A 1,007-nucleotide genomic window follows, 5' to 3' on the forward strand; every position below is an offset into this window, starting at 1 on the left:
AATAGAGTGACCCAATAATATGAGACAGGAAAAAACACCCCCTATGTCGTATGTAAAAGTATTCGACAATTTAGGAGGTGTTTTTCTTTATGGGTAAAAATCGATTTTATCCTGAAGAGGTAAAACAAGAAGTGATTCGTCTGAAGTTATCTGGTGAGTGGACTAATCGTGAGATTATGAAAAGGTTTGGAATAAAAAGTAAAAGTCAAATCAAAACCTGGATGAGGTGGTACCGTAATGGTGAAAATCACAGACTGGCTCAACCGATTGGAAAACAATATACCTTCGGCAAAGGTCCAGATGATGATAGTGAACTAGCGCAATTAAAAAGAAAGGTCACTTATTATGAAATGCGGGACGAGCTAATGGGAAAGTACCAAGAAATCGAAAGGAAGTGGTACCAGACATTTTTGTAGAAGTTGTAGAAGTTTTTAAAGACCGGTTTACGGCGAAAGAAATATGTGAGTGCTTTGAAATACCTCGTTCGACATATTATCGATGGAAAAGAAGTGTGAATCAAAAAATTCCAGAGTTTCATCAACTCGTCATTAATATCTGTAAACAACTTTCACATCGAGTGGGGCACCGAAAAGTTAGAGAAATTTTATGGAAAGATCATCAGATTAAGAAGAACCGAAAGACGGTTCAAAAAGTGATGCAAAAATATGAAATCCAGTGTCGCGTAAAAGTAAAGCGACAAAAATATATTGCAGGAGAAAGTAAAATTATAGTTTCTAACTTATTAAAACAAGATTTTAAAGCTGAGAAACCGAATCAAAAATGGGTAACAGATATAACATACTTACCTTATGGACCAAAGATGTTGTATTTATCAACTATTATGGATTTGTATAATAACGAAGTTATTGCTTACAAGATTAGTGACTCGCAACATGTGGATTTTGTTTTGGAGACGCTACGTGAAGCTTGTAACGGAAGAGAGACTCATGAAGTCAAATTACACAGTGATCAGGGAGCACAATATACATCCTATGCCTTTCAGGCAT

General features: G+C 35.7%; 1 pseudogene. It reads left to right on the plus strand.

Annotated features, from left to right (window positions below):
- Positions 1-89 precede the first annotated feature (89 nt).
- Positions 90-1,007 (plus strand): annotated as a pseudogene (locus ACFSW4_RS11930) (IS3 family transposase); the annotation flags it as partial.

Source organism: Piscibacillus salipiscarius (genome assembly GCF_042685285.1).
GTDB classification, from domain to species: Bacteria; Bacillota; Bacilli; order Bacillales; family Alkalibacillaceae; genus Piscibacillus; species Piscibacillus salipiscarius.